This is a genomic window from Amycolatopsis sp. NPDC049688 (assembly GCF_040674975.1).
Classification (GTDB): domain Bacteria; phylum Actinomycetota; class Actinomycetes; order Mycobacteriales; family Pseudonocardiaceae; genus Amycolatopsis.
On sequence record NZ_JBFANY010000011.1, the window covers coordinates 152,616 to 175,792 of the forward strand.

Below are 23,177 nucleotides of genomic sequence, written 5' to 3' on the forward strand. Positions count from 1 at the left end.
GAGATGAACGGCGCCCAGTCCCTGATCCGCGCGCTGGTCGACGCCGGCGTGGAGGTCTGCTTCGCGAACCCCGGCACGTCGGAGATGCACTTCGTCGCGGCGCTCGACACCGTCCCGGAGATGCGGGGCGTGCTGGCGCTGTTCGAAGGCGTCGTCACCGGTGCTGCCGACGGGTACGCGCGGATCGCGGACAAGCCCGCCGCGACGCTGCTGCACCTAGGTCCCGGCCTCGGTAACGGCCTGGCGAACCTGCACAACGCGCGGCGCGCGCACACGCCGATCGTCAACGTCATCGGCGACCACGCGACCTACCACAAGCAGTACGACGCGCCGCTGGAGTCGGACATCGAAGCCGTCGCGGGCTCGCTGGAAGGCTGGGTGCGCCGCTCGGAGCACACCAAGGACGTCGGGGCGGACGCGGCCGCCGCAGTCGCCGCGGCCCAGGACGCGCCCGGCCGTATCGCGACGCTGATCCTGCCCGCGGACGCCTCGTGGGGTGACGGGGGCGAGACCTGCGCGCCCATTCCGCCGCGCGTGCCGCAGGCCGTCGACGCCACCACCGTCAAGGACGTCGCAGCGGTGTTCGGCACCGGTGAGCCGGTCGCGCTGCTCATCGGCGGCAGCGCGTGTCGCGAGGAGGGGCTGCGCGCGGCCAGCCGGATCGCGGCCGCGACCGGCGCGAAGACTTTCGTCGAGACGTTCCCGTCTCGTCTGGAGCGCGGCGCGGGCCTACCGGCGATCGAGCGGCTCGGGTACCTCGCCGAGCAGGTCACCTATCAGCTCGACGGCGTCAAGCATCTCGTCGTCGCGGGCACGAAGGCGCCGGTGTCGTTCTTCGCCTACCCGGGCAAGCCGAGCGACCTCGTGCCCGAAGGCGCGCAGGTGCACACGCTCGCTTCCGTCGGCCAGGACGTCACGCGCGCGCTGAACGAAGTCGCGGAGCTCGTCGCCGCGGACACCGAACCGGTGCTGCAGCAGCCGTCCCGGCCCGCGCTGCCGACCGGGCCGCTGACTCCGCAGAACTGGGTCGACGTCATCGGTGCCCTGCTGCCGGAGAACGCGATCATCGCCGACGAGGCCAACACGTCCGGCCTGCTGCTGCCGGCAGCGACCGCGGGCGCGCCGCGCCACGACGTCCTGACGCTCACCGGCGGCGCGATCGGCTACGGCATGCCGGTCGCGACGGGCGCGGCAGTGGCGGGACGGGACCGTCCCGTCCTGAACCTGCAATCGGACGGCAGCGCGCTGTACACCATCTCGGCGCTGTGGACGCAGGCGCGGGAGAACCTGAACGTCACGACGGTGCTGCTCAACAACCGCGCGTACGCGATCCTGCGGCTGGAGTTGCAGCGCGTCGGCGCGGCGTCGGGCGGGCCGAAGGCGAACGACCTGCTCGACCTGTCGCGCCCGGACATGGACTTCGTGAAGATCGCGGAGGGCATGGGCGTGCCCGCGACACGCGCGACCACCGCGGAGGAACTCGCGGAGCAGTTGCAGCGCGCCTTCGCCGAGCCCGGCCCGCACCTGATCGATGCCGCGGTGCCGCCACTGCTGTGAACCGGACTATTCTCCCGGCACACCCTGAGCCCGGGAGCGGCGGATGAACGACGACGAACACGCGAAGCGCGGCATCGACCTCGAGCGGCCGAACGCCGCGCGCGTGTACGACTACATGATCGGCGGCAAGCTGAACTACGCCGTCGACCGGATGTTCGCCGATCAGATCCTCGGGGTGCTGCCGAACGCGCGGCACATGGCGCTGGTGAACCGGGCGTGGCTGCGCCGCGCCGCGCGGTTCGGCGCGGAGCAGGGCATCCGGCAGTTCCTCGACATCGGCTCCGGCATGCCGACCGTCGGGCACGTGCACGAGGTCGTCCAGGCGATCGACCCGTCGGCGCGGGTCGTGTACGTCGACAACGAGCCGATCGCCGTCGCGCACAGCGAGATCGTGCTGGAAGGCAACGACAACGCGACGATGGTCCAGGCGGACGCCGAGTACCCGGACGAGGTGCTGGAGCACCCGACCACCGAAGCGATGCTCGACTTCGACGAGCCGGTGATGGTGATCATGGCGGCGTTCGTGCACTTCATCCCCGACTCCCGCGACCCGGCCGGCCTGATCGCCCGCTACCGGGACGTGCTGGCGCCGGGGAGCCACCTCGCGCTGTCGTCCGGCACGTGGGAGGGGCAGGGCGAGGAGACGCAGCGGTCGGTCGCGCTGTACGAGAAGAGCGGGACACCCTTGACGCTGCGCTCGCCGGACGAGCTGGCCGCGCTGGTGAAGGGCTTCGAGATCCTACCGCCGGGCGTGGTGTTCACGCCGGAGTGGCGGCCGGACGAGCCGCTCGAGGACCCGCCGGCCCGCGCGGGCGGCCTGGCGCTGGTCGCACGCAAGGCTTAAGTGCGCCGGCTCTTCGTCGTCACCCACCCGCCACGAGGAGGGCCGGCTGGGCGGCTGGGCGGCTGGCTCGACTCCGCACTCACGGCGCGGGGTCATATCCACGCGATGGCGATCGCGGCACGGCTGCGGCAGCCGATTGCCCGCGCGGCAGCGGTTGAGCTGTACAGCTCCGATCTTCGACGCGCGGTCCAGACCGCGGAGCCGATTGCGCATCACCGTGCTGCATGAAGACGACCACTTCCACAACCGCACGACACGAGTCACCTCGCGGGCTGACCGGCGCGTCCGGCTATTCTCGCGTCAAACCTGACTCCGGGGAGCCGCGATGAGCGAAGACGAGTACGCCAGACGGGGCATCGACCTCGACAAGCCCAACGCCGCCCGGGTGTACGACTACATCCTCGGCGGGCAGCTCAACTACGCCGTCGACCGGATGTTCGCCGAGCAGGTGCTCGCCGCGCAGCCGAACGCGCGAGAGCGGGCGCGGCTCAACCGGCAGTGGCTGCGCCGGGCCATCCGGTTCGGGATGGCTCAGGGCATCCGGCAGTTCCTCGACATCGGCTCGGGCATGCCGACCGTGGGGCACGTGCACGAGGTGGCGCAGGCCGTCGATCCCACGGCGCGGGTCGTCTACGTCGACAACGAGCCGGTTGCCGTGGCGCACAGCGAGATCGTGCTGGACGACAACGAGAACGCGGCCATGGTGCACGCCGACGCCGAGTTCCCCGACGACGTCCTCGAACACGACATCACCGAGATGATGCTGGACCTGGACCAGCCGGTGATGGTCGTGATGGCGCTGTTCGTGCACTTCATCCCGGACGAGCGTGACCCGGCCCGGCTCATCGCCGCCTACCGCGACGCGCTCGCGCCCGGCAGCTACCTCGCGCTGTCGTCGGCGACCTACGAGCAGCAGAGCGACGGCACCGCCCGTGCGGTCGCGATGTACCAGAAGAGCGCGAACCCCGTCACCCCCCGCTCGGCCGACGAGCTGCGCGCACTGGTCGACGGCTTCGAGATCGTCGACCCGGGCATCGTGTTCATCCCGGAGTGGCGGCCGGACGACCCCGCGGAAATGCCCCCCAACCCGGCGGAGTGCGGCGGGCTGGCGCTGGTGGCGCGCAAGAACTAGACGGCGATCAGCTCCGGCGCCGGCCGCTTCTTCGGGACCAGCGCCGCGAGCAGCACGCCTGCCAGCGCGGCCAGCGCCGCCACCGCGAACGTGGCGCGGAAGCCGAACAGCGACGGCACCGGCAGTCCTCCGACGGTGATCGTCAGCTGGGCCAGCATCGCCGCCATCACCGCGCTGGAGATCGCCGTGCCGACCGAGCGCATCAGGGAGTTCAGGCCGTTCGCCGACGCCGTTTCGGTGACCGGGACCGAGCCCATGATCAGCGCGGGCATCGCCGCGTACGCGATGCCGACGCCGGCACCGATGATCACCGACGCCGTGATCAGCTCCAGCGCGTTGTCCATCAGCACGATCGCGAACGCGTACCCGGCGGCGATCACCAGTGCGCCGCTCATCAGCGTCGGGCGGGGGCCGAACCGGGCGATGAGCCGCGCCGAGACCGGCGAAAGCAGCATCATCACCAGGCCGTTCGGGGCCAGCGTGAGCCCGGACTCGACCATCGTCTGCCCCAGCCCGTAGCCGGTCGACGCCGGGGCCTGCAGCAGCTGCGGGAACGACAACGCCATCGCGTACAGCGCGAAGCCGACCATGATCGACGCCAGGTTCGTGAACAGCACCGGACGACGGGCCGACACCCGCAGGTCGACCAGCGGGTCGCGGCGGCGCAGCTGGTAGGCGCCCCAGCCGAGCAGGACGACGACCGCGGCCGCGGCCAGCCCGAGCGTCGGCGCGCTGGTCCAGCCCCACGTGCCGCCCTTGACCACCGGCAGCAGGAGGCAGAGCAGCCCGGCGGCCAGGCCGAACGCACCGAAGTAGTCGAACGGCGCCGGTGTGCGCTGCGGCGACTCCGGCACGACAGTGAGGATCAGCAGCGCGCAGGCCAGCCCGAGGCCGGCGGCGGTCCAGAACAGCACGTGCCAGTCGGCGTTTTCGGCGACCACCGCCGCGACCGGCAGCCCGATGGCGCCGCCGACGCCGAGCGTCGCGCTCATCAGCGAGATCGCTCCGCCGACGCGTTCGGGCGGAAGTTCGTCGCGCATGATGCTGATGCCGAGCGGGATGACCCCCATCGCGCAGCCCTGCAGCCCGCGGCCGACGATCTGGAACACGAGCGCGCTCGTCGTCGCGGACACCACCGACCCGGCGATGAGCACCGCGAGGCTGACGAGGATCATCCGCCGCTTGCCGTAGAGGTCGCCGAGCCGCCCGCTGACCGGGGTGATCACGGACGCGGCCAGCAGCGTCACGGTGACCACCCAGGACGCGTCGGCCGCCGACGCGTGGAGCAGCCGCGGGAAGACCGGAATCAGCGGCACGACCAGTGTCTGCATGAACGACGCGACGAGCCCGCACGAAGCGAGCACCACGACGATCGCCCGGCCGGACGGCGCGGAACGGGACACCACCACACCCCCAGTGTGTACTTAGTACGCGTCATGCAACTTCATGCACTGTACCTACGGGGTGCCGGGTTTCCGCGCGACTGGCGGTTTCGTCACAGCCAGCTGCGCACGCCTCCGTGTCCGGAGCAGGTACCGGAGCGGTGCTGGCTGTAGCTGTAGGTGCCGTCCTTGCAGAGCGCCGTTGCGCCGGACGGGTTGTCGCTGGGCCGGTGGACGCAGTTGCCGTCCGAGTTCCGGTAGTAGTCCGCGCCGCAGCCGGTGGGCGCCGGCGCGGCCGGGGTCGTCGTCCTCGGCGCCTTGGAGTTCGGAGCCGCCGTCTTCGGAGCCGCCGGGGTCGTGGTGACGGCCGGTGCTGCCGCGGAGGAGGTTTCCGGGACCGAAGGCGGGGTGGGCGTTTCGGTCGGCGTCGAATACGCCGAAGTCGTGGGGGCGAGGACACCGAGGTTGCCGGCATCCTTGGGCGGCACGGAACCGACCCCACACCCCGCGACCAGGACACCCGCGGCCAGTACCGCGCCGAGCTTCATCCGCACGCCGACTCCCTTGGCTTCGCGAAGCAATGCCGCAGGAGTCGGCGGAACGCGCCCGGCTGTTACGCGTGTTCTCCTAGACTTTTCGCATGTCCTGGTTGCGGCGGTACGCGGCGGAACTCGCGGTCGTCGTCGCGGTGCTCGCCGGCTCGGTCTTCGCCGTCCTCAACGACGGCGCCAAGCCCGCTCACCACGCCGCGGCCGGGTGGGTGCTCACCTGCCTCTGCTGCGCCGCCTTGTTCCTCCGGCGCCGGTACCCGCTGAGCGTCGCCGCGTTCGCGCTCGTCTGCTGTGCGCTCTACTACCCGCTGACCGATCCCGACGGACTGGTGCTGCTCGCCTTCGCGTACGCGCTCTACAACGCCGCCGCGGCGGGACGGATCCGCGGCGCCGCGCTGCTCGTCGTCGCGGCGATGGCCGGCGTCGCGGCCGGGGAGATCAGCTCGCGGAGCGGGCGGCACGTCGACAACTTCGCATTCTTCCTGATGACCGGCTGGTTCGTCGCTCTGGTCGCCGGCGGGGCTGTCGCGCACTACCGCGCCGAAGCCGAGCGCACCAAGGAGGCCGAGGCGCGGGCGCGCGCCACCGACGAACGTCTGCGCATCGCGCGCGAACTGCACGACGCCCTCGGCCACTACCTATCACTGATCAGTGTCCAGGCCGGCGCTGCACTGCATCGCCGTGACCCGGAGCAGGCGCAGGAGGCGCTCGGGGCGATCAAGGACGCCAGCAAGACCGCACTCCAGGAGTTGCGCGCAACGCTCGGCATGCTCCGCCAGAGCGGCGGACCGAGCCTGCAGCGAGTGGCGGAGCTGGCGGAGTCGGTCGGCGGCTCCGGGCTGGTCGTGCGCACCGAGATCGACGGTGTCGCCCGGGAACTGCCTCCGGAGGTCGAGCACGCGGCGTTCCGGGTGGTGCAGGAGGCGTTAACGAACGTTAGCAAGCATGCCGGCGCGAAGACCGTCGTCGTCCGGCTCGGGTACAGCGCGGACGAGCTGTCCGTGCAGGTCGACGACGACGGCTGCGGCGGTGCGGCGCCGGCGGGCAACGGGATCCGCGGGATGACCGAACGCGCGCGGGCCCTCGGTGGCGACGTCACCGCGGCGCCGCGCGAAGGTGGCGGCTACCGGGTGCGCGCCCGGTTGCCGGTGCGATGATGGGCCGATGATCCGGGTCCTGCTCGTCGACGACCAGCGGCTGGTCCGCGCCGGATTCCGGTCCATTTTGGACGGCGAGCCCGACATCGCCGTCGTGGCCGAGGCCGCGAACGGGCGCGAGGCGCTGCAGGCCGCGCACGACCACCACCCGGACGTCGTGCTGATGGACATCCGCATGCCCGTGCTCGACGGCCTCGCCGCCACCCGGCACCTCCTCGAAGACCCCGGCGTGCCCACGAAGGTCGTCATCCTCACGACGTTCGACCTCGACGAAGACGTCTACGGCGCGCTGCGCGCCGGCGCGAGCGGCTTCCTGGTCAAGGACACCGAACCCGAGGAGCTGATCCACGCCGTCCGCGTGGTCGCCCGCGGCGACGCGCTGCTGGCGCCGTCGATCACCCGGCGGCTGATCGCGGAGTTCGCCGCGCGCGTCACCCGCCCGGCGCCGTCGCCGGCCCTCGACCGGCTCACCGACCGCGAACGCGAGGTGCTGTCGCTGGTCGCGGCCGGGCTGTCGAACGACGAAATCGCCCGCGAGCTGACGCTCAGCCCGGCGACGGCGAAGACGCACGTCAGCCGCATCATGACCAAGACCGGCATGCGGGACCGGGCGCAGCTCGTCGTCCTCGCCTACGAGTCGGGCGCGGTGACGCCCCGCTGGCTGACGCCCTGAGCCGTACTCCCGCGGGGGTACGGGAAACGCCTTAGGGGACACCGCCGGGAGCACGGCAAGTGTCCTCCTGTGCGCGACGCGGCGCAGGGCCGGTTTCGCGAATCCTTGTCCGCCATGGACACCATCACTCGCCCCATCGGGGGAAGCCTGGCCCGCGTGGCCGGCTGGGCGCAGCGCCACCGGTGGCTCGCCGTCGCACTCTCTGGGCGCTGGTCCTCATCGGCGTCACCGTCACGTCCGGGCTCACCGGCAACGCGTTCCACGACGACAACTCGCTGCCCGGCACGGAGTCGCAGCAGGTCGTCGACAGGCTGCAGAACACCGCGCAATCGGGCGCCAGTGCGCAGATCGTGCTGAAGGCCGACGGTGGCCTCGCCGCGCATCGATCAGTGATAGAGAACATGCTGAGCGATGTCCGATTGCAGCCGCACGTGCGGTCGGTGACCGAGCCGTTCGCCACGCTCTCGGCCGACGGCAGGATCGGCTACGCCACCGTCACCTTCGACGCCGCCTCGACCGACCTTCCCTACGACGACATCGTGAAGTTCGCCGACGCCGCGAAGCGCGTCGGGCCCGTCGAAGTCGGTCTCGCCGGCGATCCGGTCAAGCGGATCTCCGAAGGGGGTGGGCCCGCGGAAGGCGTCGGCCTGCTCGCCGCGCTGGTCGTCCTCGTGTTCCTGTTCCGCTCGCTGCTCGCGGCCGGGCTGCCGGTGCTCACCGCGGTGTTCGCCGTCGGCAGCACCCTCGGCGTGATCACGGTCGTCTCGCACTTCGTCGACATCGCCAGCTACACCTCGCCGCTGATGATGCTGGTCGGGTTCGGCGTCGGCGTGGATTACGCGTTGCTGATCTTCTCCCGCTACCGCACGGAAATCCTCGCCGGGCACGACCGCGACGCGGCCACCAGGCGGGCGCTCGACACCGCAGGCCGTTCGGTGCTGTTCGCCGGGACGACCGTGATCATCGCGCTGCTCGGCCTGCTCGCGCTCGGGCTCGGCGGGCTCCGCGGGGTGGCACTGTCCGTCGCGCTCACCGTCCTGATGACGATGCTCGCCTCGGTGACGCTCCTGCCCGCGTTGCTGTCGCTGTTCGGCAAGCGGCTCGAGCGCGGCATCCGCCGGCACGCCGCGAAACGCGACCACGGGCAGGTCTGGCGGCGGCTCGCGGACGGCGTCCAGCGACGTCCCGCGGCACCGCTGGCGATCGGCTTGCTCCTCCTCATCGGGCTGTCGATCCCGGCCGCGGGGATGCGCCTCGGGTTCGCCGACGCCAGCACCGACCCCACCGGATCGACCACGCGGAAGGCCTACGACCTGCTGGCCGAAGGTTTCGGCCCCGGCTACACCGGCCCTCTAGCAGTGATCAGTGTGGACGGCGACCCCGTCGCGGTGCAGCAGACACTCGCCTCGACACCGGGGATCGCCCGCGCGCTCCCGCCGATGGGCGGGACGGTGCTCGCGTTCCCGACGACGTCGCCGCAGGACGAAGCGACCGCCGAGCTCGTGACACGGCTCCGGACCGACGTCCTCCCGGCACTGCCCGGCCACTACCTCGTCGGCGGCTCGGTCGCGGCCGCGACGGACTTCGCCGGCGCCGTTGCGGACCGGCTGCCGCTGTTCGTCCTGGTCGTCGTCGGGCTGTCCGCGCTGCTGCTGATGGTCGTGTTCCGGTCGATCCTCATTCCGCTCAAGGCGGCCCTGCTGAACCTGCTGAGCATCGGCGCCTCGCTCGGCGTGATGACACTTGTGTTCGGCGACGGCTGGTTCGGCGCGCAGCCCGGCCCGATCGAGGCCTTCGTGCCGGTGATGATCTTCGCGATCGTCTTCGGGCTGTCGATGGACTACGAGGTGTTCCTCGTGTCGCGGATGCACGAGGAGTGGCGGCGCACGGGTGACGCGCGGCTGGCGGTCCGCGAAGGGCTCGCCGCGACCGGCGGCGTGATCACCGCGGCCGGCGCGATCATGGTGCTGGTGTTCGGCGCGTTCCTGCTCGACCCGTCGCGGATGCTGGCGCAGTTCGGCCTCGGCCTGGCGGTCGCGGTGCTGCTGGACGCGCTGGTGATCCGCTGCCTGGTCGTCCCGGCGGTGATGCGGCTGCTCGGCGCCCGGGCGTGGTGGCTGCCGCGGTGGCTGGACCGCCGGCTGCCGCACCTGGCGCTGGAGCCGTGAAGCAGGGATGGCCACCACGGCGTGGCGGCCATCCCCCTCCCGCTCGGCGCGCGCCGGCCGACGTGGGTGTGGAGCGTCGACCGGCAGAATCGCCGGTCAGCTGCCCCAGGCCGTCGGCGTTTCGGACAGGCGGAACGCCAGCGAGCCACCGGTCCGCAGGAATGACGCGTCGAGCTTCCAGTCCCGCTGCGACCGTCCCGACCGTTGGACACCGGCGATGTACTTACCGCTGCCGGACGTCGTGATCCGGATCGGCGCGCCGCCCGCCGGCCGGATCACGGCGCTGGGGAACAGCGGGCTCGACAGCAGCAGTTCCGCCGTACCCGGCGCCCGGGGGTACAGCCCGAGCGCGGCGAAGACGTACCAGGCGGACATCGTGCCGAGGTCGTCGTTGCCGGGCAGTCCCGACGGGCCGGTCGTGTAGACGGTGTTGACCAGCTGCCGGACGGTTTCCTGCGTCTTCGCCGGCTGGCCGAGCTCGTTGTACAGCCACGGTGCGTGGATGTCGGGCTCGTTCGTCGGGTCGTACTTGAGCGGGCCGCCGCCCTTGAGCTGCCAGTTCCCGCTCGCATCGTGAAAGAAGCCGTCGAGGCGGGTGATCGCCGCGGGCTTGCCGCCCATGGCGTCGGCGAGGCCGGACACGTCCTGCGGGACCATCCAGGTGTAGGCCGCCGCGCTGCCCTGTGCGAAGCCGCGGTCGCTCGCCGGGTCGAACGGGGTCACCCAGCCGCCGTCGAGGTTGCGCGCCTGGGCGTACCCGGTTGCGGGATTGAAGACGTTCCGCCAGTACGCGCCCCGGGCTTGCAGCTCTGCAGCTTCGCGCGTGCGTCCGAGCAGCTCTGCGAAATGTCCGATTGCGGAGTCGGCGACGGCGTCTTCGAGTGTCTCGGCGGCGCCGCCCCAGCAGTGGCAGACGTCGTTGGGTGCGTAGTGCGACGTCAGGTATTGCGCGAGGTTGGGCCGCTGGCCGACGCACTGGCCGGGGCAGCCGCCGTCCTGCAGCCCCTCCGGACGGGGGACGGTCGCCTGCCGGTACAGCGAGTCGAACGCGCCGCGGTAGTCGAAGTTGCGCACGCCCATGGCGTAGAAGGTCGCGACCGTCGCCGCGGACGGGTCGCCGGTCATCACGTGCGTTGCGCCGTTGACGTGCACCCAGCGGTCCCAGACGCCGTCGTTCTGGCGCGCGTAGTTGTACAGCGACTGTGCGAAATTCCCGGCCACACGCGGTTCCAGCAGCGCCAGCAGCTGCACCTGGGCGCGGTACTGGTCCCAGCCGGAGAAGTTCGAGTACTGCGCGTCCTGCCCGAGCTCGACACGGTGGGGTTGACGGTCCATTCCCAGGTACTGGCCGTCGACGTCGCTGACGAGGTTGGGCTGCTGGAGGCTGTGGTAGAGCGCGGTCGTGAAGACGATGCGCTGGTTCGCCGTGCCGCCGCCGACGTCCACGCGGCTCAGCTCGGCGTTCCAGGCCTTCTTCGTCTTCGCGGCGATGCTCTCCACCGTGGACCTGCCCGATTGCTCGGCCCGCAGGTTGCGTTCGGCGCCTTCGAGGGAGACGTAGGAGATCGCGATCCGCATGGTGACGTTGCTGCCGGGAGCGAAGGTGACGTACCCGCCCGAGCCGCGGCCGGCGCGGTCCTTGCCGGTCGCGTAGCCTTCGCCGCCGGTCTGGTCGAGGCCGCCGGGCTGCAGCGTCGCGTCCTTCCACGTCCCGGTGCCGGCGAAGGGCTGGTCGAACCGCGCGGTGAAGTACAGCCGGTAGTAGGACTTGCGGTTGTTGACGCCGCCGTTCGCGCGGCGGCCGCAGAAGGCGCCGGTGAGCACGGACCCGGTCACCACGCGGTTCGCGGGATCGAGGTGGGTCTCGGCGTCTTCGCTGCCGTTGAGCGAGTTCGAGGTGCGGAAGAGCAGGGACGCGGGCTTGTCCTTCGGGTAGTGCAGGGTGGCGATCGCGGTGCGTTCGGTCGCCGCCGCGTCCGTCGTGACGCCGTTCTGCAGGCCGAGACGGTACCGTCCCGGCGTCGCGGCTTCGTCGGCGTGGCTGAAGTTGCTCGCGTAGACGGCGTCGGTGGTGTCGGCGGTCGGCGAGGAGGTGACGTCGCCGGCGAAAGGCAGGATCGGGATGTCCCCGGCGGCGCCCGGGTTGCAGCCGGCGCCGTTGACGTGGGTGAGGCTGAAGCCGCGGATGCGGGTGGTGTCGTACTGGTAGCCGTTGGCGGCACCGGTCGACGTCTGGTCGCCGCGGGTGCTGGTAGGGCTCCAGGCCAGCATCCCGAAGGGCGCGGTAGCACCGGGGTAGGTGTTGCCGTCGCCCGCGGAGCCGATGAGCGGGTCGACGAAGTCGGCGGGGCTGAGATCGGCGGCGGCTGACATCGTTGTCAACGTCGAGGCAAGCAGGGCGGCGGCCAGTGCCACCGTGACGGGACGGCGCATAGGCGGAGGTTAACGCGCGTTAAGTGGCCTGCGGGCGAACGCAAGCGGACAAACTGCCGGACATTTCGGCGCGCGGCAAATACTCCGGGCGCGGCCATGAAAATCCGGCGCCGGGCGCGGAGCAATCCCGGCCAGTACCGAAGTGCAGCCGCTGCTCCGGATCAACGAGTACCGTCGAGCCTCTCGACGGATGGGGGCCGAGGATGATCGCACGCACCTGGCGCGGCTGGGCGCCCGTCGCGACGGCCGACGACTACGAGCGGCATTACGCGACCGCGGTGGCGCAGCATCTCCGTCACGTGCCCGGCTTCGAAGGCGCCCGATTGCTGCGCCGCCCGGTCCGCGACGAGGTCGAGTTCACCTCGATCACGTTCTTCACCGACCTCGACGCCGTACGCGGCTTCGCCGGCGAGAGCTACGAGGACGCCGTCCTGGAGGAGGACGCTCGGCGCGCGCTGAGCCGCTGGGACGACCACGTCAGCCACGCCGAGGTGGCGGTCGCGCTCTGAAAGCCGTGAAGGCCACCCCGAAGAACTCGAGGTGGCCTTCACGGAAAGGAACTGCTTATTCGTAGATCTCGCCCTTGGCGGCCTTCTCCACGAGCGAAGCCGGCGGCTCGAAGTGGTCGCCGTAGCGGGCGGCCAGCTCGCGGGCCCGGTCGACGAAGCCCTGCAGGCCACCCTCGTACTGGTTGATGTACTGGATGACACCGCCGGTCCACGCCGGGAAGCCGATGCCGAAGATCGAGCCGATGTTGGCGTCGGCCACCGACGTCAGCACGCCCTCGTCGAAGCACTTCACGGTCTCGAGCGCCTCGGCGAACAGCATCCGCTCCTTGAGGTCCTCGAACGGAACCTCCGCGGAGCCGGACTTGAACGCGTCGCGCAGGCCCGGCCACAGGCCGGTGCGCTTGCCTTCGGAGTCGTACTCGTAGAAGCCCGCGCCCGTCGAGCGGCCCTTGCGGTCGAACTCCTCGACCATCCGGTCGATCACGGTCTCCGACGCGTGCGCCTTCCACGTGCCGCCCGCGGCCTCGACCGCCTCGCGCGTCTCCTTGCGGATCTTGCGCGGGAGCGTCAGCGTCAGCTCGTCCATCAGCTGCAGCGGCGGCGCCGGGTAGCCGGCCTGCGAACCCGCCTGCTCGATCGACGCCGGCTCGACGCCCTCGCCCAGCGCGGCGACGGCCTCGTTGATAAAGGTGCCGATCACGCGCGAGGTGAAGAAGCCGCGGCTGTCGTTGACGACGATCGGGGTCTTCTTGATCTGCAGCGTGTAGTCGAAGACCTTCGCCAGCGTCGCCGGCGACGTCTTCTCGCCGCAGATGATCTCGACCAGCGGCATCTTGTCCACCGGCGAGAAGAAGTGGATCCCGATGAAGTCCTCGGTGCGCTGCACGCCCTCGGCGAGGGTGGTGATCGGCAGCGTCGAGGTGTTGGAGCCCAGGACCGCGTCGGCGTTGACGATGCTCTCGATCTCGCCGAACACCTTGTGCTTCAGCTCGACGCTCTCGAACACGGCCTCGATGACGAAGTCGACGCCCGCGAAGTCGGCCGGGTCGGCGGTCGGCTTGATGCGCGCCAGCAGCGCGTCCGACTTCTCCTGCGTGGTCTTGCCGCGCGAAAGCGCCTTCTGCTCCAGCTTCTCCGCGTAGCCCTTGCCCTTCTCGGCCGCCTCCTGCGAGACGTCCTTGAGGACGACGTCGATGCCGGCCTTCGCCGAGACGTACGCGATCGCCGCGCCCATCATGCCCGCGCCGATGACACCCACCTTGCGAGCGGTGTACTTCTCGAAGCCGTCCGGCCGCGAGCCGCCCGAGTTGATGGTCTGCAGGTCGAAGAAGAACGCCTTCGTCATGTTCTTCGAGACCTGGCCGGTGGCGAGGTGGATGAAGTAACGCGTCTCGATCTGGATCGCGGTGTCGAAGTCGACCTGCGCGCCCTCGATCGCGGCGGCCAGGATCGCCCGCGGCGCCGGCATGTTCGCGCCCTTGATCTGCTTGCGCAGGTTCGCCGGGAACGCCGGCAGGTTGGCCGCGAAGCTCGGGTTGGACGGGGTGCCGCCCGGGATCTTGTAGCCCTTGACGTCCCACGGCTGGACGCCGCCCTCGGGGTTCGCCTTGATCCACGCCTTCGCGGCGGGGACGAGCTCCTCGACCGTGCCGACGAGCTCGTGCACCAGGCCGAGTTCCAGCGCCTTGGCCGGACGGTGTCGCTGCCCCTGCAGCAGGACGTTCAGCAACGCGCTCTGGATGCCGAGCAGGCGCACGGTGCGGACCACGCCACCGCCGCCGGGCAGCAGGCCCAGCGTCACCTCGGGCAGGCCGATCTGGCTGCCCTTGACGTCGGCGGCGATGCGGTGGTGCGTCGCCAGCGCGATCTCCAGGCCACCGCCGAGCGCGGCGCCGTTGATCGCCGCGACGACCGGCTTGCCGAGCTGCTCGATGCGGCGCATCTGCCCCTTCATCAGGGTGCTGCCCTCGGTCAGCTCGACCGCGTGCTCGGGCTTGGCCTGGATGAGGTCGTTCAGGTCGCCGCCGGCGAAGAACGTCTTCTTCGCGGAGGTGATGACGACGCCGGTGATGGAGTCCTTTTCGGCCTCCAGGCGGTCGACCGTGACGCCGAGCGACTCGCGGAAGTCGGCGTTCATCGTGTTCGCCGACTGGTTCGGGTCGTCCAGGGTCAGGGTGACGATGCCGTCTTCGTCCTGCTCCCAGCGGATGGTCTTGCTTTCAGCCACGTTTTGGTTAGACACAGTGGTCCTCACACCCGCTCGATGATGGTCGCGACGCCCATGCCGCCGCCGATGCACAGGGTCACCAGGGCGCGGCGCGCCTGGCGGCGTTCCAGCTCGTCGACCACGGTGCCGACCAGCATCGCGCCGGTGGCGCCGAGCGGGTGGCCCATGGCGATCGCGCCGCCGTTGACGTTGACCTTCTCCTCGTCGAGGTGCAGGTCCTTGATCCACTTGAGCACGACGGAGGCGAAGGCCTCGTTGAGCTCCCACAGGTCGATGTCCTCGGGCTTGAGGCCCGCGGTCTTCAGCACCTTTTCGGTGGCCGGCGTGGGGCCGGTGAGCATGATCGTCGGCTCGGAGCCGATCGACGCGGTCGCCACGATCCGGGCGCGCGGGGTCAGCCCGAAGGTCTTGCCGACCTGCTCGGAGCCGACGAGCACGAGCGCGGCGCCGTCGACGATGCCGGAGGAGTTGCCGCCGGTGTGGACGTGGTTGATCTTCTCGACCGAGTGGTACTTCTGCAGCGCGACGGCGTCGAAGCCGCCCAGCTCGCCGATGCCGGCGAAGGCGGGCTTGAGCTTGCCGAGGCTCTCGACGGTGGAGCCGGGACGGCGGTGCTCGTCGTGGTCCAGGACGGTGACGCCGTTGATGTCCTTGACCGGCACGACGGACTTGGCGAAGTACCCGCCGGACCAGGCGGCCTCGGCGCGGTCCTGCGAGCGGACGGCCCAGCGGTCGACGTCCTCGCGGGAGAAGCCCTCGATGGTCGCGATCAGGTCGGCGCCGGTGCCCTGCGGGACGATGTAGTTGTCGTACGCGGTGGCCGGGTCCATGAACAGCGCGCCGCCGTCGGAGCCCATCGGCACGCGCGACATCGACTCGACGCCGCCGGCGATGATCAGGTTGTCCCAGCCGGAGCGGACCTTCTGCGCGGCGGTGTTGGTGGCCTCCAGGCCGGAGGCGCAGAAGCGGTTGAGCTGCACGCCGGCGACGGTCTCGGGCAGGCCCGCGTTCAGCGCGGCGGTGCGCGCGATGACGGCACCCTGCTCGCCGACCGGGGAGACGACGCCCAGGACGATGTCGTCGATCGCCTTCGGGTCGAGGTTCGAGTGGCGGACCTTCAGTTCGTTGATCAGGCCGACCACCAGGTCGACCGGCTTGGTGCCGTGCAGGGCACCGCCCTTGTTCTTGCCGCGAGGCGTGCGGATCGCCTCGTAGATGTAGGCCTCGCTACTCACTGAACTACTCCTCGCGAGCGTGTCGGAACGACGTCGTACCTGGCCGTGTCACGGCCGACTATACCGGCCAGTAGGGCTAATGCCCATTAACATATCGTCGGATAACCCCATGGTGTCAATGGGTTGCAGGTGTGCCATGAGCCGCTATCGTTCACTCACCATGACCGACGTCGAACGCAGCACGCGCCCCCGCGACCGCAAGGCCCAGCTGGCCGCGGTGGCGGCGGAGCTGTTCCGCGCACGGGGCTTCCCCGGCGTCGGCATCAAGGACATCGCGGACGCGGCCGGCGTCACCGGGCCGGCGTTGTACCGCCACTTCGCGGACAAGCAGGCGATCCTGGCGTACGTCGTCCTGAGCGGCTTCGAGGACCTGGAAGCGGCGACGGCGGACGCGCTGTCGGACGCGGTTCCCCCCGCCGACCAGCTGAAAGATCTCCTCGGCCGGCTCGCGACGCAGGCTGTCGAACGCCGCGAGATCGCGGCGCTGTGGCGCTGGGAAGGGCGTCACCTGCCAAAGGAGGACCAGCGGGAGATCGCCCGCCGGTCGACGCTGGCGCTGACGGCATGGTCGAAGGTGCTGCTCGTGCAGCGCCCAGAGCTGCCGGCCGAGGACGCAGAGCTGCTGTGCTGGGCGGCTCTATCGGTGTTCGGGAGCGTGTCGGTCCACCACACGTCGTTGGCGCGCCGCCGGTTCGCTGCGCTGCTGGTGGAGCTGGCCTGGGATGTGCTGAACGCCACACTTCCGGCGCCCTCCGCCGAGCCGTCGACTCCGGCGCTGAGCCTGGGCACGCCATCACGTCGTGAGCAGGTCCTGGCAGAGGCGACGGCGCTGTTCGCCCAGCGCGGCTTCCACGACGTGAGCATGGAGGACATCGGAGCGGCGGCGGGCATCGCGGGCCCGAGCGTCTACCGCCACTTCCCCAGCAAGGCGGCACTGATGGTCGCCATCGGCCACCGCGCGGCGGACAGGCTGGCGCTGGCGGCGGAGCAAGCCCTCCGGGCTTCGGACGAACGCACAGCACTGCAGCGCTTGGCGGCGTCGTACGTGCAAACGATCGTTAACACGCCGGAGCTGCTGGTGTCGTTCTCGGCGGACCGCGTGACGATGCCGGACCGCGACAAGGCAGACCTGCTGCGAGTGCAACGCGACTACGTGGGCCAGTGGGTGACGTTGCTGTCGGCGGCACGTCCGGAGCTGCCCGCGCGCGAAGCGAAAATCACCGTCCACGCAGCGTTGACGATCGCTAACGACCTGGCCCGGACGCGCCGCGTGGCTGCCCGCCCGAACTTCGAGGCCGAGCTGACGACGTTGCTCCGGACCGTCCTCGGCGTCGTCTGACCGGTTACGCCGAAACGGGACCGTCCCGACCTTGCTTCATCCATAATTCGTCGTGCCCACGAGACGCCTGCACCTGGTGAGCGCGGATGAGGACCACCGCGTCTCGACCATCGAGCTGTTCTTCGACCTGGTCTTCGTCTACGCCATCACCCAGACCACCCAGCTGATGGCCGACCACCTGAGCCCGGCCGGGGTCGGGCAGGGGCTGGCCATGCTCGCCGTCCTGTGGTGGTGCTGGTGCAGTTATGCCTGGCTGGGGAACACCATCCACGTCGACCACGGGATCGCGCGGCTGGCGATGTTCGGGGCCATGGCCGTGATGTTCCTGGTGTCGCTGACCATTCCCGAAGCCTTCACCGACCACCCCGGCGGGTTGTTCGCGCCCGCGCTGTTCGTCGCCTGCTACGCGCTCGTGCGGCTGTTGCACCTCGTCGCCTACCTGGGCGCCGCGAAAGACGATCCGGGACTGCGGCGGGTTCTGCTCAAGATGTTCGTCGGGTTGCTGCCGAGCGTCGCGCTGCTCGCCGTGGCCGAGTTCCTCAGCGGGCCGTGGCAGCTGGGGCTGTGGGTCGTCGCCTTGGCCGTCGACTACCTCAACGTCTACTTCGCCGGGCCCGACGGCTGGCGGCTCAACGCGCCCGCGCACTTCGCCGAGCGGTTCGGGCTGATCGTGATCATCGCGCTGGGCGAGTCGATCGTGGCGATCGGCATCGGGATCGGGGCGCTGCCGATGTCGTGGCTGGTCGCCGGCGGCGCAGTGTGCGGGCTCGCGCTGGCCGCGGGGATGTGGTGGACCTACTTCGACGTCGTCGCGCGCGTCTCCGAGCACCGGCTCACGCGCGCGACCGGCGTCGAACGCGCGAAGCTCGCCACCGATTCCTACACCTTCCTGCACCTGCCGCTGATCGCCGGGATCGTGCTGGTCGCCCTCGGCCTGAAGAAGGCGTTCCTCTACCTCGCCGACAGCGAGCACCACACACCCGGCGAAGCCCTGCACGGCGTGCCGATCTGGACGCTGACCGGCGGCCTCGCCCTCTACCTGATCGCGCTGAGCTCCCTGCGCAAGCGCAACCTCGGCAGCTGGAACGTCCAGCGGCTGGTCGTCGGCGTGCTGCTGGTCGCGGCGACGCCGTTGCTGGAGCACGTGCCGGCCGCCGTACTGCTGCTGATCGTCGCGGGGCTGGTGCTTGGGCTCATCGCGTTCGAACGGCTGCGCTTCGCCGAATGGCGCCGGCAGGTGCACACCGCGCATTCGTGACCGGACCCGCACTGGCGCGATCCCGCCTCCCGGGTTAACCTACTCGCGAGTAGGTAACGGGATGGAGGGCCACATGGCTGCGCCAAGGAAACGGGACGCGATGGGCTGGGGCCTGTCCGCGCTGACCCGGCTGGCCGGGAGCAAGGTCGTCGATCGAGCCGGGCTGCGCAAGCCCCTCGAGGACCTGGTCACCGCGGGCACCCGCAACGGCTTCCGCGTCGCGGGCGCGGCGACCCGGTCGTTCAAGTCGGTGCAGAAGCTGGGCAAACCGGCCCGGCTCGCGCCGGCCGCCGACACCGGGCTGTTCGACCTCACACCGACCGAGGACCAGCAGCTCATCGTGGAGACGGTGACGGAGTTCGCCGCCGAGCAGCTGCGCCCGGCCGCCGCGGACGCCGACGCGAAACTCGAGGCGCCCGAAGGGCTGCTGGCCCGGGCCGCCGAGCTGGGCATCAGCCTGGTCGGCATCCCCGAGGAGCTCGGCGGCGTCGGCACGGAACGCTCGGTGGTGACCAACGCGCTGGTCGCGGAAGCGCTTGCGCACGGCGACCTCGGCCTCGCGGTCGCCGTGCTCGCCCCGTCCGCGGTGAGCACCGCGCTGGTCAGCTGGGGCGACGAGCAGCAGCAGGCCGACTACCTGCCGGCGTTCACCGGCGAGCACGTGCCGGCCGCGGCGCTGGCCCTGCAGGAGCAGAAAGCGCTCTACGACCCCTTCAAGCCGGCAGCGAAGGCGCGCCGCACGCCGAAGGGTTACCAGCTCGACGGCGTCAAGACGCTGGTCCCGCGGGCGACGCAGGCGGAACTGTTCATCGTGTCGGCCGACCTGGAAGGCCGCGGGCCGGCCCTGTTCCTCGTAGAGTCGTCGAACGCCGGCGTGTCGATCGAGACCGAGCCGGCGATGGGCCTGCGCGGCGCCGCGACGGGCCGGCTGCACCTGGAGAAGGTGGCGCTGCCGGCGGGCGCGCTGCTCGGTGGCGGGAAGGCGGACGTCTTCGCCGAGGTCGTGCGCCTGTCGCGGCTCGGCTGGGCCGCGCTGGCCGCCGGGACCGCGAAGGCCGTCCTCGACTACGTCGTCCCCTACGTCAACGAGCGGGTGGCGTTCGGCGAGCCGATCAGCCACCGGCAGGCGGTCGCGTTCTCCGTCGCGGACATCGCGATCGAGCTGGAGGGCCTGCGCCTGGTGACGCTGCGCGCGGCGGCGCGGGCCGAGCAGGGCAAGTCCTACGCCCGCGAGGTCGCGCTGGCCAGGAAGCTGGCCACGGACAAGGGCATGCAGATCGGCAGCGCGGGCGTGCAGCTGCTCGGCGGGCACGGCTTCGTCAAGGAGCACCCGGTCGAGCGCTGGTACCGGGACCTGCGCGCCATCGGCGTCATGGAAGGCGCCGTCCTTCTCTAGGCTCCGAAAGGGCGTTAACGATGATCAACCTGGAAGTTCCGAAGAAGGCCGGCGCGCTGATCAACCAGGCGTACCAGGCCGCGGCCGAGGTGTTCCGGCCGATCTCGCGCAAGTACGACCGCGCGGAACACACGTACCCGAGCGAGCTCGACATGTTCGCGGCGCTGCTCGACGGCCTCAACTCCTCCGGCGAGGGCGGCGCGGGCGCGGCGGGTGTGCGGCGCTCCGGCTCCGACAAGGAGGAGAAGGGCAACCGCAACGGCGCGAACCTGAACGTCGTCCTCGGCACGATCGAGATGTGCTGGGGTGACGTCGGCCTGCTGCTGTCGATGCCGCGGCAGGGCCTCGGCAACGCGGCGATCAGCTCGGTGGCCACGGACGAGCAGCTCGAACGGTTTTCCGGCATGTGGGCGGCGATGGCGATCACCGAGCCGGGCTTCGGCTCGGACTCGGCGGCGGTCAGCACGACGGCCCGCCTCGACGGCGACCACTACGTGCTCAACGGCGAGAAGATCTTCGTGACCTCGGGCGAGCGCGCGGACGCGGTGGTCGTCTGGGCGACACTGGACAAGTCCAAGGGCCGTGCGGCGATCAAGTCGTTCGTGGTGGAGAAGGGCACGCCGGGCTTCGAGGTGGTGCGCACCGAGCACAAGCTCGGCATCCGCGCGTCCGACACGGCGGTGCTGCGTTTCGAGAACTGCCGGGTCCCTCGCGAGAACCTGCTGGGCACGCCGGAGATCGACACGAAGAAGGGTTTCGCGGGCGTCATGCAGACGTTCGACAACACCCGTCCCCTCGTGGCAGCCATGGCGATCGGCGTGGCCCGCGCGGCCCTCGACGAGACACGCGCGATCTTGACGTCCGCCGGCGTCACGATCGACTACGACCGCCCGGCGAACAGCCAGCACGCGGCCGCGGCGGAGTTCCTCCGCCTGGAGGCGGACTACGAGTCGGCGTACCTGCTGACGCTGGAATCGGCGTGGATGGCGGACAACCGCAAGCCGAACTCCCTGCAGGCATCGATGGCGAAGGCCAAGGCGGGGCGGTCGGTGGTGGAGATCGCGCTGAAGTGCGTCGAGCTGACCGGGGCGTACAGCGAAGAGTCGCTGCTGGAGAAATGGGCGCGGGACGCGAAGATTCTGGACATCTTCGAGGGGACCCAGCAGATTCAGCAGCTGATCGTGGCTCGCCGGATTCTCGGGAAGTCGAGCGCAGAACTGAAGTGAGAACCGCTGAAGGGTCACCCCGGCCGGGGTGGCCCTTCAGCGTTTTCAAGAGATCTGGTCGTCCAGGAACTCGTCCAGGTACCGCCACGTCGTCCCCCGGGCCTTGCGGCCGGTCAGGACGCCCAGGTGGCCGCCCGGGGCCGTTTTGAAGCGGACCTCCGGGGCCTTGTCCAGGAGCTCCACCACTCGCTCCACCGACGGGCGTGGGGCGATCGTGTCGTTCTCGCCCGCCACCACCAGTGTCGGCACGCGGACCGAGGACAGCGAGATGATGCGGCCGTTCAGGTCCACCTTGCCCTCCGCCAGGTCGTTCGTGCGGAACAACCGGTGGTACAGCTGGCCGAACGTGCGGCCGGGGTAGGCGTACATGTTGCTCATGAAGTGGTCGACCGCCTCGATCTGGGCGAGGTAGTCGCGGTCGTCCAGGTTCTTCAGGATCGCCAGGGGCTTCGTGATTTCCTTGCTGATGCCCGTCGCGCGGAACACGCGGCTGACCAAATAGGACGGTGCGCCGCCGAACGCTCGGTAGATCGGGGTCAGCAGGTGGCCGTTCGTCAGGTCGACCAGGGGGCGGAACGGGGCCACGATCGGGATCGCCGTGAAGTCCACCGGTGAGCCGATCGCGGTGATCGACGCGATCGGGAGGTCCGGCTGGTCGGCGTTCACCAGCAGCGAGAAGATCCCGCCCAGCGACCACGACACCAGGTGCACGGCCTGACCGCCGGCGTCCGCGCTCACGCGCCGGATCGCGCGCGGCAGCACCTCGTCGATCCAGTGCTCGATACCCAGGCGGCGGTCGGAGAACGCGACCATGCCGTAGTCGACCAGGTAGGCGTTGCGGCCGCCCTCGACCAGGTGCTCGAGCAGACTGCAGCCGCGGCGCAGGTCGAAGCAGATCGCCGGCGCGGCCAGCGGCGGCACGAGCAGGATCGGCGGCCCGGACACCGGGCGGCTGCTGTGCGTCATCCGGTACAGCGACCGGTTGGGACCCTGGTCGATCAGCACCCGCGGCATCGGGCGCAGGTCGGCGACGCCGCCGTGCAGCACCTTGCCGACCACGTTCGACGCCGCGGCGGCCAGCCGTGCGGGTGGTGAAGCCATTTCCTCGTGCCTCCTGAACCGGACTCGGAGGCAATCTTGCCGGGCGAAGCGGGCGGACTCAACAGCGTCCCGCCCGCGAGCACCCGGCAAGCACGTCCAATTCGGACGGTCGCTAGGCCGTCCGAGTTACTCCGTGCCCGCTCCCGGGGCACTGTCCGCCGCCCGCGCTTCGTACGCCGCGCGAGCCGGGGAATGGGCCGCTGAAGCCAAAAGCCGGTCCGCCTTGAGCGCCCGCGAGAGCCCTTCGCCGAACCGCCGCGGGAACAGCCGGGTGAGCTTGCCCATAGTGCCCACCGAACGGGGCACGTAGACGTCGAAACGAGGCTTGCGCAGCGTGGATACGATGGCGTCGGCCACATCTTCCGGCCGCGAAGACTTGAACAGCTTCGCTTCGCCGAGGCCGCTCGCCAGCTCCGTCCGCACGATCGCCGGCATCACGCAGGAGACGTGCACGCCGCTGCCGTGCAGCTCCAGGTGCACCGCTTCGGACAGCCCGACGACGGCGTGCTTGGTGGCGCAGTAGGTCGCCGCGCCGGGGAAGCCGGCCTTGCCCGCGAACGACGCGATGTTGACGATGTGCCCGCTGCGCCGCGGCCGCATCCGCCGCACCGCCTCGCGGGTGCCGTGGATGACGGCGTGCAGGTTGATCTCCAGCTGGCGCCGGGTCATCGCGTCGGACTCCGCCTCGAGCTCGCCGAGCGGCATGATGCCGGCGTTGTTGATCAGCACGTCGATCCGGCCGTGCCGGCGTTCGACCTCGTCGAGGAACTCCGTGAAGCCGCGGATGTCGGTGACGTCCAGCGGCAGCGCGTCCGCGCCCAGCTCGCCGGCGGTCTTTTCGGCCCGGACCTGGTCGAGGTCGCCGATCACCACCTTGGCACCCAGCCGGGACAGCGCCGACGCGGTCGCCGCGCCGATCCCCTGCCCGCCGCCGGTGATGACGACGACCTTGCCCGCGAGTTCCTCGGCCATGGCGACTCCTTCGTCTG

Annotated in this window: 18 protein-coding genes and 1 pseudogene; 12 read left to right on the top strand and 7 right to left on the bottom strand. The window is 70.6% G+C overall.

Features of this window, described 5'->3' with window-relative positions:
• Nucleotides 1–3 precede the first annotated feature (3 nt).
• The 4 genes from AB0J55_RS30525 (at nucleotide 4) to AB0J55_RS30540 (ending at nucleotide 3,533) form a co-directional block, all read left to right on the top strand.
• The gene (locus AB0J55_RS30525; protein WP_364256319.1) at nucleotides 4–1,557 is read left to right on the top strand and encodes an acetolactate synthase large subunit; all 1,554 of its coding nucleotides are present in this window, start codon (nucleotides 4–6) and stop codon (nucleotides 1,555–1,557) included.
• A gap of 43 nt (nucleotides 1,558–1,600) precedes the next feature.
• Nucleotides 1,601–2,401 carry an SAM-dependent methyltransferase gene (locus AB0J55_RS30530; protein WP_364256023.1) on the top strand — a complete coding sequence of 267 codons (801 nt, stop codon included), beginning with the start codon at nucleotides 1,601–1,603 and terminating at the stop codon, nucleotides 2,399–2,401.
• Complete coding sequence (locus AB0J55_RS30535) at nucleotides 2,402–2,629, top strand: phosphoglycerate mutase family protein (protein WP_364256026.1); 228 nt, start codon at nucleotides 2,402–2,404, stop codon at nucleotides 2,627–2,629.
• Between the two features lie 97 nt (nucleotides 2,630–2,726).
• Nucleotides 2,727–3,533 carry an SAM-dependent methyltransferase gene (locus AB0J55_RS30540; RefSeq protein ID WP_364256029.1) on the top strand — a complete coding sequence of 269 codons (807 nt, stop codon included), beginning with the start codon at nucleotides 2,727–2,729 and terminating at the stop codon, nucleotides 3,531–3,533.
• Here AB0J55_RS30540 and AB0J55_RS30545 read toward each other — a convergent pair.
• A complete protein-coding gene (locus AB0J55_RS30545; RefSeq protein WP_364256032.1) occupies nucleotides 3,530–4,942 on the bottom strand; it encodes an MFS transporter in 1,413 nt (470 codons plus the stop codon). The genes AB0J55_RS30540 and AB0J55_RS30545 overlap by 4 nt on opposite strands.
• Before the next feature lie 86 nt (nucleotides 4,943–5,028).
• Complete coding sequence (locus AB0J55_RS30550; RefSeq protein WP_364256322.1) at nucleotides 5,029–5,463, bottom strand: DUF3761 domain-containing protein; 435 nt, start codon at nucleotides 5,461–5,463, stop codon at nucleotides 5,029–5,031.
• A gap of 92 nt (nucleotides 5,464–5,555) precedes the next feature.
• On the opposite strand from AB0J55_RS30550, the gene AB0J55_RS30555 reads away from it, so the two are divergent.
• The 3 genes and pseudogenes from AB0J55_RS30555 (at nucleotide 5,556) to AB0J55_RS30565 (ending at nucleotide 9,464) form a co-directional block, all read left to right on the top strand.
• Nucleotides 5,556–6,623 (top strand): sensor histidine kinase, encoded by a 1,068-nt coding sequence (locus AB0J55_RS30555; RefSeq protein ID WP_364256035.1) that lies wholly within the window; start codon nucleotides 5,556–5,558, stop codon nucleotides 6,621–6,623.
• Nucleotides 6,624–6,630: 7 nt separating this feature from the next.
• Nucleotides 6,631–7,296, top strand: coding sequence for a response regulator transcription factor (locus AB0J55_RS30560; protein WP_364256038.1), 666 nt, complete (start codon nucleotides 6,631–6,633; stop codon nucleotides 7,294–7,296).
• Between the two features lie 114 nt (nucleotides 7,297–7,410).
• Nucleotides 7,411–9,464: pseudogene (locus AB0J55_RS30565) on the top strand (MMPL family transporter).
• 96 nt (nucleotides 9,465–9,560) lie between these two features.
• Here AB0J55_RS30565 and AB0J55_RS30570 read toward each other — a convergent pair.
• Entirely contained in the window at nucleotides 9,561–11,897 is a 2,337-nt protein-coding gene (locus tag AB0J55_RS30570) for a GH92 family glycosyl hydrolase (RefSeq protein WP_364256041.1), read from the bottom strand.
• 203 nt (nucleotides 11,898–12,100) lie between these two features.
• On the opposite strand from AB0J55_RS30570, the gene AB0J55_RS30575 reads away from it, so the two are divergent.
• Nucleotides 12,101–12,406, top strand: coding sequence for an antibiotic biosynthesis monooxygenase (locus AB0J55_RS30575; protein WP_364256044.1), 306 nt, complete (start codon nucleotides 12,101–12,103; stop codon nucleotides 12,404–12,406).
• A gap of 55 nt (nucleotides 12,407–12,461) precedes the next feature.
• On the opposite strand, the gene AB0J55_RS30580 is transcribed toward AB0J55_RS30575, so the two are convergent.
• Both AB0J55_RS30580 and AB0J55_RS30585 read right to left on the bottom strand, forming a co-directional pair.
• Nucleotides 12,462–14,633 (bottom strand): 3-hydroxyacyl-CoA dehydrogenase NAD-binding domain-containing protein, encoded by a 2,172-nt coding sequence (locus AB0J55_RS30580; protein ID WP_364256046.1) that lies wholly within the window; start codon nucleotides 14,631–14,633, stop codon nucleotides 12,462–12,464.
• Between the two features lie 23 nt (nucleotides 14,634–14,656).
• Nucleotides 14,657–15,868, bottom strand: coding sequence for an acetyl-CoA C-acetyltransferase (locus AB0J55_RS30585; RefSeq protein ID WP_364256049.1), 1,212 nt, complete (start codon nucleotides 15,866–15,868; stop codon nucleotides 14,657–14,659).
• 160 nt (nucleotides 15,869–16,028) lie between these two features.
• Here AB0J55_RS30585 and AB0J55_RS30590 point away from each other — a divergent pair, with 160 nt between their 5' ends.
• From AB0J55_RS30590 to AB0J55_RS30605, 4 genes are all read left to right on the top strand, one after another.
• Nucleotides 16,029–17,207: a TetR/AcrR family transcriptional regulator gene (locus AB0J55_RS30590; protein WP_364256052.1), complete on the top strand. Its 1,179-nt coding sequence runs from the start codon at nucleotides 16,029–16,031 to the stop codon at nucleotides 17,205–17,207.
• Nucleotides 17,208–17,259: 52 nt separating this feature from the next.
• Nucleotides 17,260–18,465: a low temperature requirement protein A gene (locus AB0J55_RS30595; protein ID WP_364256055.1), complete on the top strand. Its 1,206-nt coding sequence runs from the start codon at nucleotides 17,260–17,262 to the stop codon at nucleotides 18,463–18,465.
• A 100-nt stretch (nucleotides 18,466–18,565) separates the two neighbouring features.
• Complete coding sequence (locus tag AB0J55_RS30600; RefSeq protein ID WP_364256325.1) at nucleotides 18,566–19,861, top strand: acyl-CoA dehydrogenase family protein; 1,296 nt, start codon at nucleotides 18,566–18,568, stop codon at nucleotides 19,859–19,861.
• 20 nt (nucleotides 19,862–19,881) lie between these two features.
• Nucleotides 19,882–21,087 carry an acyl-CoA dehydrogenase family protein gene (locus AB0J55_RS30605; protein WP_364256058.1) on the top strand — a complete coding sequence of 402 codons (1,206 nt, stop codon included), beginning with the start codon at nucleotides 19,882–19,884 and terminating at the stop codon, nucleotides 21,085–21,087.
• 45 nt (nucleotides 21,088–21,132) lie between these two features.
• Here AB0J55_RS30605 and AB0J55_RS30610 read toward each other — a convergent pair whose 3' ends face one another.
• On the bottom strand, nucleotides 21,133–22,188 hold the full coding sequence (locus AB0J55_RS30610; RefSeq protein ID WP_364256061.1) for an alpha/beta hydrolase: 1,056 nt from the start codon (nucleotides 22,186–22,188) through the stop codon (nucleotides 21,133–21,135).
• Between the two features lie 126 nt (nucleotides 22,189–22,314).
• The gene (locus AB0J55_RS30615; protein ID WP_364256063.1) at nucleotides 22,315–23,160 is read right to left on the bottom strand and encodes an SDR family oxidoreductase; all 846 of its coding nucleotides are present in this window, start codon (nucleotides 23,158–23,160) and stop codon (nucleotides 22,315–22,317) included.
• Between the last annotated feature and the right edge of the window lie 17 nt (nucleotides 23,161–23,177).

Coding starts and splice junctions, on each gene's coding strand:
- AB0J55_RS30605 (WP_364256058.1), top strand. CDS start 19,882: ATGATCAACCTGGAAGTTCCGAAGAAGGCCGGCGCGCTGATCAACCAG.
- AB0J55_RS30540 (WP_364256029.1), top strand. CDS start 2,727: ATGAGCGAAGACGAGTACGCCAGACGGGGCATCGACCTCGACAAGCCC.
- AB0J55_RS30555 (WP_364256035.1), top strand. CDS start 5,556: ATGTCCTGGTTGCGGCGGTACGCGGCGGAACTCGCGGTCGTCGTCGCG.
- AB0J55_RS30610 (WP_364256061.1), bottom strand. CDS start 22,188: ATGGCTTCACCACCCGCACGGCTGGCCGCCGCGGCGTCGAACGTGGTC.
- AB0J55_RS30550 (WP_364256322.1), bottom strand. CDS start 5,463: ATGAAGCTCGGCGCGGTACTGGCCGCGGGTGTCCTGGTCGCGGGGTGT.
- AB0J55_RS30590 (WP_364256052.1), top strand. CDS start 16,029: ATGACCGACGTCGAACGCAGCACGCGCCCCCGCGACCGCAAGGCCCAG.
- AB0J55_RS30570 (WP_364256041.1), bottom strand. CDS start 11,897: ATGCGCCGTCCCGTCACGGTGGCACTGGCCGCCGCCCTGCTTGCCTCG.
- AB0J55_RS30600 (WP_364256325.1), top strand. CDS start 18,566: ATGGGCTGGGGCCTGTCCGCGCTGACCCGGCTGGCCGGGAGCAAGGTC.
- AB0J55_RS30560 (WP_364256038.1), top strand. CDS start 6,631: ATGATCCGGGTCCTGCTCGTCGACGACCAGCGGCTGGTCCGCGCCGGA.
- AB0J55_RS30530 (WP_364256023.1), top strand. CDS start 1,601: ATGAACGACGACGAACACGCGAAGCGCGGCATCGACCTCGAGCGGCCG.
- AB0J55_RS30525 (WP_364256319.1), top strand. CDS start 4: ATGAACGGCGCCCAGTCCCTGATCCGCGCGCTGGTCGACGCCGGCGTG.
- AB0J55_RS30615 (WP_364256063.1), bottom strand. CDS start 23,160: ATGGCCGAGGAACTCGCGGGCAAGGTCGTCGTCATCACCGGCGGCGGG.
- AB0J55_RS30575 (WP_364256044.1), top strand. CDS start 12,101: ATGATCGCACGCACCTGGCGCGGCTGGGCGCCCGTCGCGACGGCCGAC.